Annotated in this window: 10 protein-coding genes, 2 tRNA genes and 2 rRNA genes (1 of these 14 cut by a window edge); 6 read left to right on the top strand and 8 right to left on the bottom strand. The window is 64.0% G+C overall.

Annotation, left to right across the window (positions count from 1 at the left end; all coding sequences use genetic code 11):
- Positions 1–8: 8 nt before the first annotated feature.
- From purL to purC, 5 genes are all read right to left on the bottom strand, one after another.
- Positions 9–2,219 (bottom strand): phosphoribosylformylglycinamidine synthase subunit PurL, encoded by a 2,211-nt coding sequence (gene purL / locus U0023_RS05670; protein WP_009763311.1) that lies wholly within the window; start codon positions 2,217–2,219, stop codon positions 9–11.
- A 102-nt stretch (positions 2,220–2,321) separates the two neighbouring features.
- Positions 2,322–3,020, bottom strand: coding sequence for a phosphoribosylformylglycinamidine synthase subunit PurQ (gene purQ, locus U0023_RS05665; RefSeq protein WP_009763312.1), 699 nt, complete (start codon positions 3,018–3,020; stop codon positions 2,322–2,324).
- Positions 3,021–3,120: 100 nt separating this feature from the next.
- On the bottom strand, positions 3,121–3,360 hold the full coding sequence (gene purS / locus U0023_RS05660) for a phosphoribosylformylglycinamidine synthase subunit PurS (protein WP_009763313.1): 240 nt from the start codon (positions 3,358–3,360) through the stop codon (positions 3,121–3,123).
- A 136-nt stretch (positions 3,361–3,496) separates the two neighbouring features.
- Complete coding sequence (locus U0023_RS05655; protein ID WP_009763314.1) at positions 3,497–4,036, bottom strand: hypothetical protein; 540 nt, start codon at positions 4,034–4,036, stop codon at positions 3,497–3,499.
- Between the two features lie 755 nt (positions 4,037–4,791).
- Positions 4,792–5,586, bottom strand: coding sequence for a phosphoribosylaminoimidazolesuccinocarboxamide synthase (gene purC, locus U0023_RS05650; RefSeq protein ID WP_009763315.1), 795 nt, complete (start codon positions 5,584–5,586; stop codon positions 4,792–4,794).
- A 238-nt stretch (positions 5,587–5,824) separates the two neighbouring features.
- On the opposite strand from purC, the gene U0023_RS05645 reads away from it, so the two are divergent.
- Positions 5,825–6,595: an HpcH/HpaI aldolase family protein gene (locus U0023_RS05645; protein WP_009763316.1), complete on the top strand. Its 771-nt coding sequence runs from the start codon at positions 5,825–5,827 to the stop codon at positions 6,593–6,595.
- A 22-nt stretch (positions 6,596–6,617) separates the two neighbouring features.
- On the opposite strand, the gene U0023_RS05640 is transcribed toward U0023_RS05645, so the two are convergent.
- Entirely contained in the window at positions 6,618–7,262 is a 645-nt protein-coding gene (locus tag U0023_RS05640) for a DNA-3-methyladenine glycosylase family protein (protein ID WP_009763317.1), read from the bottom strand.
- A 29-nt stretch (positions 7,263–7,291) separates the two neighbouring features.
- On the opposite strand from U0023_RS05640, the gene gluQRS reads away from it, so the two are divergent.
- Positions 7,292–8,188 (top strand): tRNA glutamyl-Q(34) synthetase GluQRS, encoded by an 897-nt coding sequence (gene gluQRS / locus U0023_RS05635; RefSeq protein WP_009763318.1) that lies wholly within the window; start codon positions 7,292–7,294, stop codon positions 8,186–8,188.
- Here the strand turns inward: gluQRS and U0023_RS05630 are convergent.
- Both U0023_RS05630 and U0023_RS05625 read right to left on the bottom strand, forming a co-directional pair.
- A complete protein-coding gene (locus U0023_RS05630) occupies positions 8,167–9,084 on the bottom strand; it encodes an AEC family transporter (protein ID WP_009763319.1) in 918 nt (305 codons plus the stop codon). The genes gluQRS and U0023_RS05630 overlap by 22 nt on opposite strands.
- 5 nt (positions 9,085–9,089) lie before the next feature.
- The gene (locus U0023_RS05625) at positions 9,090–11,126 is read right to left on the bottom strand and encodes a M23 family metallopeptidase (protein WP_009763320.1); all 2,037 of its coding nucleotides are present in this window, start codon (positions 11,124–11,126) and stop codon (positions 9,090–9,092) included.
- 621 nt (positions 11,127–11,747) lie between these two features.
- On the opposite strand from U0023_RS05625, the gene U0023_RS05620 reads away from it, so the two are divergent.
- From U0023_RS05620 to U0023_RS05605, 4 genes are all read left to right on the top strand, one after another.
- Positions 11,748–13,234, top strand: a 16S ribosomal RNA gene (locus tag U0023_RS05620).
- A 167-nt stretch (positions 13,235–13,401) separates the two neighbouring features.
- Positions 13,402–13,478 (top strand) — tRNA-Ile (locus tag U0023_RS05615).
- Positions 13,479–13,506: 28 nt separating this feature from the next.
- Positions 13,507–13,582 (top strand) — tRNA-Ala (locus U0023_RS05610).
- 260 nt (positions 13,583–13,842) lie between these two features.
- Positions 13,843–14,751 (top strand): 23S ribosomal RNA (locus U0023_RS05605) (it continues 1,903 nt past the right edge of the window).
- Together the 16S and 23S rRNA genes with 2 tRNA genes alongside form the textbook arrangement of a ribosomal RNA operon.

Raw genomic sequence — 14,751 nt, 5'->3', positions numbered from 1 at the left:
CAAACTCCTTATGACTTGCCGGTCATGTATTCCGGCAGCCAGGCTTCGTGCGCTGCCTTCAATTGCTTCACGGATATGGCCTGCTGGCCGGGCAGAATCAACGCATCGCCCCCGGTGACGCCCAGGGTCACGGCCGGAATGCCGACGGCGCCGGCCGCGTAGAGGATGTCGGCGGCCGCATCCTCGTCGACGGCGATGAGGTAGCGGGCCTGATCCTCGCCGAAGAGGAAGGCATGGAGGGCTAAGCCCTCGGGAACAGCCGTGATCTCGGCGCCCACCTGGCCGGCCATCGCCATTTCGGCGAGCGCGAGCGCGATGCCGCCGTCCGAGACGTCATGGACGGTCTTGACCTGGCCGGAGCGGATGAGCTGGCGCACGAAATCGCCGTTGCGCTTCTCGCTCGCGAGATCCACCGGCGGCGGAGCGCCTTCCTCGCGGCCGCAGACGTCGCGGAGGTAGATCGACTGGCCGAGCCAGCCTTGCGTCGCGCCGATGAGGATGACGGCCTCGCCCTCCTGCCTGAAGGCGATGGAGGCGTTGACCGTCACGTCGTCCAGGAGGCCGACGCCGCCGATGGCCGGGGTGGGCAGGATGCCCTGGCCGTTGGTCTCGTTGTAGAGCGACACGTTGCCGGACACGACGGGGAAGTCGAGCGCCTTGCAGGCCTCGCCGATGCCCCGGACGCAGCCTACGAACTGGCCCATGGATTCAGGCCGTTCGGGGCTGGCGAAGTTGAGGTTGTCGGTGATGGCGAGCGGCAGGCCGCCCACGGCCGTGATGTTGCGCCAGGCTTCCGCCACCGCCTGCTTGCCGCCTTCGAAGGGATCGGCCTCGCAGTAACGCGGCGTCACGTCGGTGGTGAGCGCCAGACCCTTGGGGCCGTCCTCGACGCGCACGATGGCGGCATCGCCGCCGGGCGTCTGGACCGTGTTGCCGAGGATCAGATGGTCGTATTGCTCCCAGACCCAGCGCTTGGAGCTCTGGTCCGGCGAGCCGACGAGTTTCAGGAGCGCCTCGGCCTCGGACATCGGGGCCTTCACGCTGTCCGGCGCGATGACCGGCTGCTTGGGGCTCTCGACCCAGGGACGGTCATAGAGCGGTGCCTCGTCGCCCAGCTCCTTGATCGGGAGATCCGCCTTCACTTCGCCCTGGTGCTTGATGACGAAACGGAGCGTATCGGTGGTCTTGCCGATGACGGCGAAGTCCAGGCCCCATTTGTGGAAGATGGCCTCGGCCTCCTTCTCCATGCCGGGCTTGAGCACCATGAGCATGCGCTCCTGGCTCTCGGACAGCATCATCTCGTAGGCGGTCATGCCCTCCTCGCGGCAGGGCACCTTGTCGAGATCGAGCTCGATGCCGAGGTTGCCCTTCGCGCCCATCTCGACCGCCGAGCTGGTGAGGCCGGCCGCGCCCATGTCCTGGATGGCGATCACGGCGCCGGACTTCATCAGTTCGAGGCAGGCTTCGAGCAGGAGCTTCTCGGCGAAGGGGTCGCCCACCTGTACGGTCGGACGCTTCTCCTCGGACGCATCGTCGAACTCGGCCGACGCCATGGTGGCGCCGTGGATGCCGTCGCGGCCGGTCTTGGAGCCGAGGTAGACGATCGGGTTCCCGACGCCGGTGGCCTTCGCGTAGAAGATCTCGTCGGTGCGGGCGAGGCCCACCGCCATGGCGTTGACCAGGATATTGCCGTTGTAGCGCTTGTCGAACCCGACGCTGCCGCCGACCGTCGGCACGCCGAAGGAATTGCCGTAGCCGCCGATGCCCGCCACCACGCCCGAGACGAGGTGAGGGGTCTTGGGGTGATCCGGCTCGCCGAAGCGCAGGAGGTTCAGGGACGCGATGGGCCGCGCTCCCATGGTGAACACGTCGCGCAGGATGCCGCCCACGCCCGTCGCCGCGCCCTGGTAGGGTTCGATGAAGGACGGGTGGTTGTGGCTTTCCATCTTGAAGATGCAGGCGAGCCCGTCGCCGATATCGATCACGCCCGCGTTCTCGCCCGGACCCTGGATGACCCACGGGGCCTTGGTCGGCAGGCCGCGCAGGTGGATGCGCGAGGACTTGTACGAGCAGTGCTCGTTCCACATGGCCGAGACGATGCCGAGCTCGGTGATGGTCGGCTCGCGGCCGATCAGGTTCACGAAGCGCTCGTATTCATCGGGCTTCAGCCCGTGCTCCTTGACCAGCTCCGGGGTGATGGCGACGTCGTTGCGGATCATCGGGGTCTCGCAAGGTTACCCTCTCCCGGTCGGGAGGGGGAAGGACAATCGGATGTCCTCAGGATGAGATCTAGCGGGGGCGTCTCGTCCCCGCTTCTGGGATCAGGCCGCTTTCGGAAAGCTCGACACGAGGCTCTCGAACAGGCCGCGCCCGTCGGTGCCGCCCACGAGGTCCTCGATCAGGTTTTCCGGATGGGGCATCATGCCGAGCACGTTGAGCTTGTCGGAATAGATGCCCGCGATCGCGTTCATGGAGCCGTTGCGGTTGGAATCGGCCGTGATGTGGCCCTGCGCGTCGGAATAGCGGAAGGCCACCAGGCCCTCGCCTTCGAGGCGCTTCAGGGTCTCCGCGTCGGCCGTGTAGTTCCCCTCGCCATGCGCCACGCAGACGTCGATGGCTTGGCCCTTGGCATAGGCCCGGGTGAAGGCGGTGTCGTTGCGTTCGACGCGTAGGAACTGCCGGTGGCAGATGAATTTCAGGTTGGCGTTGCGCATCAGGATGCCGGGGAGAAGCCCGGATTCGCACAGGATCTGGAACCCGTTGCAGATGCCGAGCACGAGGCCGCCCCGGGCCGCATGGGCGCGGACCGCATCCATCACGGTGGCGCGGCCGGCAATGGCGCCGCAGCGCAGGTAGTCACCATAGGAGAAGCCGCCCGGCAGGACCACGAGATCCGTGCCCTTCGGCAGCTCGGTCTCGGCGTGCCAGACCTTCTCCACCTGGGATCCGGCCGATTTGAGCGCCCGCAGCACGTCGCCTTCGCGATTGGAGCCGGGGAAGACGATGACGGCAGATTTCATCAGTTCATCCTTCTCTCGTCATGGCCGGGCTCGTCCCGGCCATCCACGCCTGACGGCGCGACAAAAACGTGGATGCCCGGACAGGGTCCGGGCATGACAATCAGGTCAGTTCGACGCGATAGTTCTCGATGACCGTGTTGGCGAGCAGCTTCTCGCAGGCCGCCTTGAGGGCGGCTTCGGCCTTGGCCTTGTCCGTGGTTCCGAGCTCGATGTCGAAGACCTTGCCCTGGCGGACCCCGTCGATACCCTCGACCCCGAGGGACTTGAGGGCGCCTTCGATGGCCTTCCCTTGGGGATCAAGAACGCCGTTCTTGAGGGTCACGGTGACACGCGCTTTCATGGGGGCCTCGGGCTGTTGAGATTTGGCCAAGGCCATAAAGAATTTAGCCGCAAGAGACAACGGGCTTGAAGCACGATCCGGTGAAGTGGATGCCGGTTCACCGAAAGATCGTGCGGCAGGCTCGATGAGCCTAACTCTACGAGCCCAATTCACGGGCAGCGACTTCCCTGGCCCGTTCACGCACGGCATCGGGGGCTTCGCCGATCACCAGGACGACCTCCAGGTCGTTTCCGGACCGTCGCCCGAGGGCTGCTCCATAGGCCGGCCGCTTGCCGCCGTCAGACGGGGCGAGCTCTATGGCGAAGCCGGGATAAGGCGAATCCACGAGGCGCTCGACGCTGATCCGGGTTTTGACAGGCTTCTCCCGGCCCACGGGCGAGCGCAGCGCCCGGGCCAGCCGTTCCGGGTCTCTCAGGACGGCGTCCGTGATGTCCGCGTCCTTGCCGGTCAGGCGAATGACGCTCACGGCAAGGCCCGGGCTGCATTCGGGCGGGGCGCAGAAGGCCAGCGCAATGGGCTCGGCCCGGTCCTCGGCAAGCCACTTCCGCAAGGGTAAGGCATCCCAGGGCGGCCCCGAGGGAAGTCCCGCGACCTGACGGGGGATGTAGCCGCAGCTCGCAACAGTCAGGCCGAAGATCAGGATGAACAGGCTGGAACGCAACAGGCGGAATGGCATGGCTCATCTTTGCGCGAAACGGGCCGGGAGGGAAATGGGGCCAAGGCGGAATCTTCGTGCTCTTCCTAGAGCGTCGTGCCCTTCCGGGAGCGCTCCCGTTTTGGTCCGAATGCCCACCCTGTCAGGGCTGACCTTGTGCCGGTCGTCCCGATTCTGAAAGGCACCTCGCTGCCATTCCGGGCGCCGCAGGCGAACCCGGAATCCATAACCGCTAAAGATGCCGGACGAAATGGAACGCTGCTCACTCTTTCCTTCTCTGTCGTGTTTATGGGTTCCGGGTTCCGCTTCGCGGCCCCGGAATGACATCGAGAGCGGGAGAAACGTAACGTTCTCACTTTGTTCTTGACAGGGGGATGAACCTTGGCTATATCGTTGCGCAGCCTGATCCGACGAGGGGCGCGCTTCGCGAGGCGTCGCACGGTGTGGGATCCGGCACGGTCCTGTCCGCCGGTCACGCAGCCGGCGGCAGGAGGCCCTTGGCAGCCCTGCGCTGGTCCAAGTCTCAACGCCTAAAAGAACCGTGCGCGAGGAGCCGTCAGGTTCTTCCCTTAGCTTACAACCGAGCCGGACGCCTTCTCGCGCCCTCCCTCGACTGACCTGCAGGCTCGCAGCGCAAGCGGCGGGCCCACAGGCGCTGGCTCTTTGACATGGCAATCATGGACCAAGGATCCGCAACCGGAATTCCCGAAGCCCTACGAGGCAGCAAAAAGCCCGGCGCTGAGGCCGGGCTTTCGGATCATCAATGGCGGGCGACCTCACTGCACGAGGCGAGGGCCACCCGTGACCGGGTTCTCGTTCTCGGCCAGGATGCCGAGGCGCCGGGCGACCTCGGAATAGGCCTCGACCAGCCCGCCCATGTCCCGGCGGAACCGGTCCTTGTCGAGCTTGTCCTTCGACTTGATGTCCCAGAGGCGGCAGGAATCCGGGGAGATCTCGTCGGCGACGACGATGCGCATCAGCTCGCCCTCCCAGAGACGACCCGTCTCCAGCTTGAAGTCGACGAGACGGATGCCGACGCCGAGGAAGAGGCCGGACAGGAAGTCGTTGACCCGGATGGCGAGCGCCATGATGTCGTCGATCTCCTGGGGGGAGGCCCAGCCGAACGCCGTGATATGCTCCTCCGACACCATGGGATCGTTGAGGGCGTCGTTCTTGTAATAGAATTCGATGATCGACCGGGGCAGCTGCGTGCCTTCTTCGATGCCCAGGCGAGTGGCCAGCGAGCCCGCCGCCACGTTCCGCACTACCACCTCGAGGGGGATGATCTCCACTTCGCGAATCAGCTGCTCGCGCATGTTCAGGCGACGGATGAAGTGGGTCGGAATGCCGATGTCGTTCAGATGCTGGAACAGGTATTCCGAGATCCGGTTGTTGAGCACGCCCTTGCCGTCGATCACTTCATGCTTCTTGGCATTGAAGGCGGTCGCGTCATCCTTGAAGTGCTGGATGAGCGTACCGGGTTCCGGGCCTTCATAGAGGACCTTCGCCTTGCCCTCATAGATGCGACGGCGACGATTCATAGGCGTGTACCGTGGTTTGAGAAAATCCATTTGCCGTGGCTCCTGGGGATGTTCATTTTTTAGATCCGCGGCTGGCGTTAAGCGCGGCTGTTCACCGGCGCTCCGCTTGAAGGGGCAACCTATCCGATCCCTCGGGCAAGCACAACGCGGGGAGATGGGCTGCAATTCTGCAACCTGCCGAAAGCACCTTCAAAGAGATGGGGGGAGTCTGGCGTCCGCGCGAGTGCGCCCTTATAACGCATGAAGGACAGCCTACCGAAAGGGCATCATGCCGAGCCATCCATCGTTCCCAGAGCGGCTGAAAGCCGGTTCTCCCGTTCTGACGGCCTGGTGCGGCATGCCGGATCCTTCCGTGGCCGGCATGCTGGCCCATGAAGCCTTCGATGCCGTCGTCATGGACCTGCAGCACGGCTCCATCGACTTTGCGGCCGCGCTTCAGGCGGTGCCGCTGATCGCCGCCGCGGGAAAGCCCTCCCTGGTCCGCATCCCGGTGGGCGATTTCGCCTCCGCGTCGCGCTTCCTGGATGCGGGGGTGTCGGGCGTGATCGCGCCCATGATCAACACCATCGAGGATGCCAGGCGCTTCGCCGCCTTCACGAAGTTCCCACCCGTCGGAGAGCGCAGCTGGGGCGCCTACGGGGCCTTGTCCCTGACCAGGCTGGAGCCCGGCGCGTATCTGCAGCAGGCCAATGACCTGACCGTCTCCTTCGCCATGGTGGAGACCCGCGAGGCCCTCGCCATCATCGACGACATCCTGGCGGTGCCGGGCATCGACGGCATCTTCATCGGCCCTTCGGATCTTTCGATCGCCCTCTCGGGCGGAAAGAGCGTCAATCCCGCCGGCGCCGAGGTCGAGAAGGCGCTCGACCATGCCCTCGCCCGGGTCAGGGCCGCCGGCAAGGTCGCGGCCATCTATGCCGTGTCGGGAGCGCGGGCGGCCCAACTGTCGGCCAAGGGCTTCCACATGGTGTCCATCGGCAGCGACATCTCGATGCTCATGGCCGGAGCTCATGCGGCTCTTGCGGCTGCCCGGGGGTGAAGCCCACGAGGCCGCAAGGGCGTCACACGGGAGCGCCTTCCCGGGATTTGACCTTGCGGTAATAAGCCCAGAGCATCTTGGCCGCGACGCCCCGCCAGGGGCGCCAGGTCTCGGCCAGGGAAGCGAGCGATCTGGCGTCCGGCCGCTGCTCCAGCCCATAGGCGAGGCGGGCCGCCTCCTGCACGGCCAGATCGCCGCTCGGGAATGCGTCCGGATGGCCGAGGCAGAAAAGCAGGTAGACGTCGGCCGTCCAGGGGCCGATCCCCTTCACCCGCGTGAGGAGTTCGTGGGCCTCCTCGGCCGGGCGGTTCTGCAACTCGTCGAGAGGAAGCCTGCCCTCCACGATGTCCGTCGCCAGAGCCCGGAGGGTCCTGACCTTCCCGGCGGACAACCCGGCCGCCCGCAGATCCTCATCGGAAAGCCGCAGAAAGACGTCGGGCGTCGGAGGTTCGAGGATCTGCCGCAGGCGGTTCCAGATGGCGGTCGCGCTGGCGGTGGACACCTGCTGGCCGACGACGATCCAGGCGAGCCCCTCGAAGCCGGGCGGCCGGCGGCGCAATTGCGGCGTGACCCCGCTCTCGGCGAGCTTCGCCATCACCGGATCCGCCAGCGCCAGTTCGCTCAAGCCCCTCTTGAGAACCGCGTCCGTTTCGAGGAGGGTGACCATTCCTTCGCATCCCTTGTTCGCAGGCTCCCGTGACGAAGCCGGTCTTTCGATTCGCTCCCAGCCCCAACGGCCGGCTTCACCTGGGCCACGCCTATTCCGCCCTGCTCAACGCGGATTTCGCCCACCGCTTCGGCGGCCGCTTCCTTCTGCGTATCGAGGATATCGATATCACACGTTGCCGGCCCGAATTCGAGGCCGCCATCTATGACGATCTCGCCTGGCTCGGCCTGCATTGGGAGGCGCCGGTCCGCCGGCAGTCGGAGCATTTCGCCGATTACCGCGCCGCCTTCCAGAGGCTGAAGGGGAGGGGAGTGGTCTATCCGTGCTTCTGCACCCGCAAGGACATCGCCGAGACGATTGCCTGCCGGGAGGCGGAAAGCGGCGAGGCTTGGCCTCGCGATCCCGACCTTGCGCCGCTGTATCCGGGGACCTGCCGGGCCCTGCAGGCCGGCGAGGCCGAGCGCCGGATCGCGGCCGGCGAGCCCCATGCCTGGCGCCTCGACATGGCGGCGTTGGACACGCTTGCGCCGGACCCACTCCTCTTTAGGCGCTTTGACCGGGACGGCCAGGAAGAGGTGGTCACCGCGCATCCCCGGCGCTGGGGCGATGCGGTCATCGTGCGCAAGGAAATCCCGACGAGCTATCATCTCTCCGTCGTGGTGGACGATGCGCTCCAGGGGATCACCCATGTGGTCCGCGGCCAGGATCTCGAAGCCGCGACCGATCTCCACGTGCTGCTCCAGACGGCGCTGGACCTGCCGACGCCCCGGTACCACCACCATGGCCTTCTGCGCGACCCGGAGGGCGACAAGCTGGCGAAGAGCCGCCGGTCGAAATCCCTGGCGGAGTTGCGCGCGGAGGGCGCGACGCCGCAGGACCTGTGGCGGCGGCTCGGCTTCGGTCGTCAGCCGACGCCCAGCACGTAGAGCCAGACCAGGGTCGTGCCCAGGGCGAGGAATGTCGACAGGGTGATGGCGCTGGAGGCGAGGGCCACGCCTTCCCCATAGCGCTCGGCGAACAGGTAGGCGTTGATGCCCGAAGGGCATGAGGCGAAGAGCACCGCCACCCCGGCCCAGACCGGCGGCATGTGGAAGACCTGCGTGGCGAGCAGCAGGACCAGCAGGGGGTGCACGACGAGCTTGAGGAACGAGATCGCGGTCGGCAGCTTCCAGCCCGTCTGCAGGCCGTAGCGACGCAGCGCAATCCCCATGGAGATCAGCGCGCAGGGGACCGCGGCGCTCGCTAGAAGATCCATGACCTGCCAGGCCGGGGCCGGCACATGGGCGGCGATGGGGCGGCAGGCCGATCCCGCCAGGATACCGACGACGATGGGATGAGTCAGGAGGCGGCGCAGGATCAGCAGGGGAGAGGCCTGGCGTCCTTCGGCCAGGATCGTCGCCAGGGTCATCGTGACGGGAAGATGCACGGCGATCAGGAGAAAGAGCGGGACGGCGCCTTCGTCCCCATAGGCCTTGAGGATCATCGGGACGCCGACGAAGACCGTGTTGGCCTGGCCGGCCGAGAACCCGGCGACGACGCCGGATACGCCCTTGATGCCGAAGAAGCGCCGGCCGATCGCGGTGGCCAGGAGCCAGACGACGCCCACGCCGACGAAATACGAGATCCAGTAGCCCCAGGGCTGGACCGCCGGGATCTCCGCCCGGACGAGGGTGCGGAAGATCAGGCAGGGGAGCGACAGGGTAAAGACGAATTCGGACAGGCCCTCGCCGGCCCGTTCCGAAATGAACCCCGTCTGGCGCGCGACATACCCGATGCCGATCAAGCCGAAGACCGGCAGCACGATCGCGAAGAGATCAAGCATGCGCTCTATCGCAACTCTGCCCGCTGGGAGAGCGCCGCGGAGGCGACGCTGTGGGACATCAGCTCGTCGACCTGCTCGCGCTGACGCTTGAAGTCCACGAGCCCGCGTCCCTCGAGCTCCCTGCCGCGGGGCAGCCGGATCTTGAGAGGATCGACGAAGCTGCCGTTGATCAGCACCTCGTAGTGGAGGTGGGGGCCGGTCGACAGGCCCGTGCTGCCCAGATAGCCGATGACCTGGCCCTGCCGGACCCTGGTGCCCTGCGCCATGTTCTTGGCAAATCCCGACATGTGGGAATAGGTCGTCACATAGCCGTTGGCGTGCTGGATCTCGATATGGCGTCCATAGCCCGATTTCCAGTCGGCGAAGCGGATGGTGCCGTTGCCTGCGGCCAGGATCGGGGTGCCGACCTTGTTGGCCCAGTCGATGCCCGTATGCGGCCGCGAATAACCCAGGATCGGGTGGAATCGCGATCCGAACCCCGAGCGCAGGATACCGTCCGAGATCGGCTTGCGGATCAGGAACTTCTTGAGGGAGCGGCCGGATTCGTCAAAGAAGTCGACGGTGCCGTCCTCGCCCTGGTAGCGGTAGACGCGGCGCGCTTCCCCTCCCACGGTCAGCGAAGCATAGAGGATCTCGGGCGTGCCGTTCTCGTCGTCCGAGCCATAGAAGACCTCGAAGGAATCGCCCTGCGAGACCCGGCGCTGGAAATCGACGTCGTAGCCGAAGATCCGCACCAGCTCGTCCACGCTCTCGCGGGGGAGCTCGTTCTTGAGCGCCGTCTCGTAGAGGCTCTCGTAGAGCCGCACCCCGCCGCGCCCGTCGTCGTCCTCCTCGTCCTCCGAGGCCTCGACCATCTGCCGGTTTCGCTCGTCGGCCGGAGGCGTCACGGATACGAAGACGCCGCGGTCGTTGGTGGCGGCGATCCCCTCGATGCCCCGTTCGCCCAGCGTGATCACGCGCACGATCTGCCTGGGATCCCCGAGACGGGGGCCGGGCGCGATGAGGATGCGCAGCCTCTGGCCTTCGCCTAGGCCGTCGACCTTGATGCGGGCCGCCAGTGCCGATGTGATCGCGGCGATCTGCTCAGGAGTGCCCCCGTAGCTTCGCAGAACCGTCTCGAGGGTCTCCCCCTTCTTGAGCACCACCTCGCGCTCTTCGAAGAGCGGCGCCATGGACCGCTGCTCGGCCTTGGGAAGATCGGTCACGTTCTCGGGAACGACCCGGACTTCGATGGTGCTGAAGGGGGCGTCCACGACTCGGGCGTAGCCGAGGGCATCGCCCAGGCCGTCCGGCTGCCGCAGGGTCCGGGACAGCATCTGCTGGGCGGGAATCGGCACCGAAGTCCGGCGCCCGGTCTCGTTGGAGACCCGGCGCTCCTCTTCCAGGATCGCGAGCACGTCGCTATCCGTCAGGGAAGGGGCGCTCGCCGCGATGGCCACCATGGCAAGGTCGCGCCGGAGGACCGAAACATCCGCGTCGGCCACTTCCGGCGTCGGCTCGACGCGCTGCTCGTCCATTCCCTCGGCGAAGAGGCGCATGGGGTTGAAGGGCGGAATGTCGGACGCATAGGTGCCGGCGGTCAGGGAAAGATTCGTGGCGACGCGCACGAAATTGCGGACCTTGATAGCCTCGCGCTCTCCGATGCGCATCGTCATCGGGGCCTTGAAGCTCTGCCGGGCGGAGGACGTCAGCTCCGTCATGTTGAGCCGGTCGGCCTTGCGAGCCACGTTCGAAGACCGGTCCTCGTCGGACACGACGGTGGACCGGGATCCGAGAGCCGCGCGCTCCGGGGGGAGAGCCGAGATGGCCGCGCCCTGAAGGGCGACGTGAATGGAGGCCCCGATCAGAACCGCGCCCGTGACGCCAGTCAGGACGCTGGCGCCGAGCCAGCGCAGGTTCACCTCTCTCTTGTCGACCTCCGGCGCCGCACTCCCGCTGGTGTTGAGCGGCGGCTCATGTCCGAGATCGATGCCGGATGACAGACGGGCAGCTTCCTTGCGGAACCCCTTGGCACGGCTGTCATCGGAAGGAGGGTGACTCATAGATCTCTGTCTGACGTCGATGCGGGTGGGTTGCTGTCTTTAAGATGCCAGAGGCCCTCTAGCACAGGAGACGACAACCTCACATATCCATAGATAAGCTTGGTCGGCGCGCCAACTCTCCGGCAAAGGAGGTTCGGGGAAAAGCGCGCCTCGCGGCCCTGCTTCAGTCCGCACTGTGACGGCAGTGAGGCAGGACGGGAAAATACCTGTGCGGCGGGGCCCCGTCCGCGGAAATTCGCCCGGCTGTCAAAAAAGTTTCACAAGCACGTTGACAGGCGAAACGGGTTCGGCCTATATACCGCCCATCGACGCCGCCGCTGACGCGAACGGCGCCCAGATCTTCCTCAGAAACCGGGCTGTTGGGCCCGACTTCGGTCGGGAACAAGCGCTTTTCTGCGGGGGTCTGTTTTTATCGGTGGCATCGAAAGATGTCTTGTTCTTTGACATTGTTGAGAGGGAAGAGAAGCGTAGGCGGCGGTGTCCTTGCGCCGGACCTTTTGGGGTTCGGGTGGATAGACATCGACCAGTTCTATGCTTTGGTGAGTACACCGCTTCAGGGCGACCTGGAGTGAGATGGACTCTGTCAATTTGCGTAGTGACTACAGTCGAGATCAAATTCTTCAACTTGAGAGTTTGATCCTGGCTCAGAACGAACGCTGGCGGCAGGCTTAACACATGCAAGTCGAACGGGCCCTTCGGGGTCAGTGGCAGACGGGTGAGTAACGCGTGGGAACGTGCCCTTCAGTTTGGAATAACCCAGGGAAACTTGGGCTAATACCGGATACGCCCGCAAGGGGAAAGATTTATCGCTGAAGGATCGGCCCGCGTCTGATTAGCTGGTTGGTGAGGTAATGGCTCACCAAGGCGACGATCAGTAGCTGGTCTGAGAGGATGATCAGCCACATTGGGACTGAGACACGGCCCAAACTCCTACGGGAGGCAGCAGTGGGGAATATTGGACAATGGGCGCAAGCCTGATCCAGCCATGCCGCGTGAGTGATGACGGCCTTAGGGTTGTAAAGCTCTTTCGCACGCGACGATAATGACGGTAGCGTGAGAAGAAGCCCCGGCTAACTTCGTGCCAGCAGCCGCGGTAATACGAAGGGGGCTAGCGTTGTTCGGAATCACTGGGCGTAAAGGGCGCGTAGGCGGCTTTGTAAGTCGGGGGTGAAAGCCTGTGGCTCAACCACAGAATTGCCTTCGATACTGCATGGCTTGAGACCGGAAGAGGTTAGTGGAACTGCGAGTGTAGAGGTGAAATTCGTAGATATTCGCAAGAACACCAGTGGCGAAGGCGGCTGACTGGTCCGGATCTGACGCTGAGGCGCGAAAGCGTGGGGAGCAAACAGGATTAGATACCCTGGTAGTCCACGCCGTAAACGATGAATGCCAGCCGTTGGCGAGCTTGCTCGTCAGTGGCGCAGCTAACGCTTTAAGCATTCCGCCTGGGGAGTACGGTCGCAAGATTAAAACTCAAAGGAATTGACGGGGGCCCGCACAAGCGGTGGAGCATGTGGTTTAATTCGAAGCAACGCGCAGAACCTTACCAGCCTTTGACATGTCCCGTATGAGGAGTGGAGACACGCCTCTTCAGTTCGGCTGGCGGGAACACAGGTGCTGCATGGCTGTCGTCAGCTCGTGTCGTGAGATGTTGGGTTAAGTCCCGCAACGAGCGCAACCCTCGCCCCTAGTTGCCATCATTGAGTTGGGCACTCTAGGGGGACTGCCGGTGATAAGCCGCGAGGAAGGTGGGGATGACGTCAAGTCCTCATGGCCCTTACGGGCTGGGCTACACACGTGCTACAATGGCGGTGACAAAGGGCAGCGAACCCGCGAGGGGGAGCTAATCCTCAAAAGCCGTCTCAGTTCGGATTGCACTCTGCAACTCGAGTGCATGAAGGCGGAATCGCTAGTAATCGTGGATCAGAACGCCACGGTGAATACGTTCCCGGGCCTTGTACACACCGCCCGTCACACCATGGGAGTTGGTCTTACCCGACGGCGCTGCGCCAACCGCAAGGAGGCAGGCGACCACGGTAGGGTCAGCGACTGGGGTGAAGTCGTAACAAGGTAGCCGTAGGGGAACCTGCGGCTGGATCACCTCCTTTCTAAGGATGTTCTCTTACGAGGTGGCGTCATGCCGCTTCTATCGGAACACTTGGAACACTAGGGTCAGTCAGACCCTGCTATGCGGGACGCTGCCGTCTTCGCTTCTCTTCTCAATCCGGATACATCGACCGGGGCGTTGGCGCTGCTTCAGCGCGCGCTTTGGTTGGGGCCTGTAGCTCAGGTGGTTAGAGCGCACCCCTGATAAGGGTGAGGTCGGACGTTCGAGTCGTCCCAGGCCCACCATTGTCGTGTCGCCTCGTGACGAGGCTCAGGGGCCTTAGCTCAGCTGGGAGAGCGGTAGCTTTGCAAGCTTCAGGTCGTCGGTTCGATCCCGACAGGCTCCACCACGATGCTTCGTGGCCATGATCCGGAGGTCAAAGGAATTCGCCTCCCCTTATCTTGAGGGTGAGCGCGGATGTTTGAAATCGTAAAGAGGCAGCATCTTCGGCCAGCAGGACGACCTAGTTCCTGCGAACCAGCCCCGGCCCGCAGCCGGGAGCGCCGGAGATGCTTGGCAAGCAAAACATGTTTTTGGCGCAAGCCAAGAACAGGTCTTTCTTTTGGATTCGTGTCCGGCTTTTGCCGGGCGGACATGGATCATGAGAGTAATCAAGTGTCGTAAGAGCATCTGGTGGATGCCTTGGCGCTGAGAGGCGATGAAGGACGTGGTACGCTGCGATAAGCCTTGGGGAGCTGCGAACGAGCTTTGATCCAAGGATCTCCGAATGGGGAAACCCCCCTTCGACCCTTTGTATTGTCAGGTCAGGAGCGATCCTGGTCTGGCACTACGGAGGGTCCGATGAAGGGATTAGATCCTGAATACATAGGGGTTTAAGGCGAACCCGGGGAACTGAAACATCTAAGTACCCGGAGGAAAGGACATCAAACGAGACTCCGTTAGTAGTGGCGAGCGAACGCGGACCAGGCCAATGCCGACCTGATCTTCACCGGAACTGTTTGGAAAAGCAGGCTCAAGCGGGTGACAGCCCCGTACGGATAAGGGAGAGGGTCGGATTTGAGTAGGGCGGGACACGTGAAATCCTGTCTGAACATGGGGGGACCACCCTCCAAGCCTAAGTACTCCTCAGCGACCGATAGTGAACCAGTACCGTGAGGGAAAGGTGAAAAGCACCCCGACGAGGGGAGTGAAACAGTTCCTGAAACCGGATGCTTACAAACAGTCGGAGCCCAAGGTTCGTCCTGGGTGACGGCGTACCTTTTGTATAATGGGTCAGCGACTTAAAGTAACGAGCAAGCTTAAGCCGATAGGTGGAGGCGCAGCGAAAGCGAGTCTGAACAGGGCGTTTTGAGTTCGTTGCTTTAGACCCGAAACCGGGTGATCTAGCCATGAGCAGGTTGAAGGTGCGGTAACACGCACTGGAGGACCGAACCGGTGCCTGTTGAAAAAGTCTCGGATGACTTGTGGCTAGGGGTGAAAGGCCAATCAAACTCGGAAATAGCTGGTTCTCCGCGAAAGCTATTTAGGTAGCGCCTCGTATGAATCCTCCAGGGGGTA

Origin of the sequence: Microvirga lotononidis (genome assembly GCF_034627025.1) — a bacterium.
Lineage (GTDB): Bacteria > Pseudomonadota > Alphaproteobacteria > Rhizobiales > Beijerinckiaceae > Microvirga > Microvirga lotononidis.
Note: the sequence above shows the minus strand (reverse complement) of the source record. Positions and strands in the feature narration are given on the sequence as shown.

Excerpts from the sequence above, each read along its gene's own strand:
- purL (WP_009763311.1), bottom strand. The coding sequence starts at position 2,219 with ATGATCCGCAACGACGTCGCCATCACCCCGGAGCTGGTCAAGGAGCAC.
- purQ (WP_009763312.1), bottom strand. The coding sequence starts at position 3,020 with ATGAAATCTGCCGTCATCGTCTTCCCCGGCTCCAATCGCGAAGGCGAC.
- purS (WP_009763313.1), bottom strand. The coding sequence starts at position 3,360 with ATGAAAGCGCGTGTCACCGTGACCCTCAAGAACGGCGTTCTTGATCCC.
- U0023_RS05655 (WP_009763314.1), bottom strand. The coding sequence starts at position 4,036 with ATGCCATTCCGCCTGTTGCGTTCCAGCCTGTTCATCCTGATCTTCGGC.
- purC (WP_009763315.1), bottom strand. The coding sequence starts at position 5,586 with ATGGATTTTCTCAAACCACGGTACACGCCTATGAATCGTCGCCGTCGC.
- U0023_RS05645 (WP_009763316.1), top strand. The coding sequence starts at position 5,825 with ATGCCGAGCCATCCATCGTTCCCAGAGCGGCTGAAAGCCGGTTCTCCC.
- U0023_RS05640 (WP_009763317.1), bottom strand. The coding sequence starts at position 7,262 with ATGGTCACCCTCCTCGAAACGGACGCGGTTCTCAAGAGGGGCTTGAGC.
- U0023_RS05630 (WP_009763319.1), bottom strand. The coding sequence starts at position 9,084 with ATGCTTGATCTCTTCGCGATCGTGCTGCCGGTCTTCGGCTTGATCGGC.
- U0023_RS05625 (WP_009763320.1), bottom strand. The coding sequence starts at position 11,126 with ATGAGTCACCCTCCTTCCGATGACAGCCGTGCCAAGGGGTTCCGCAAG.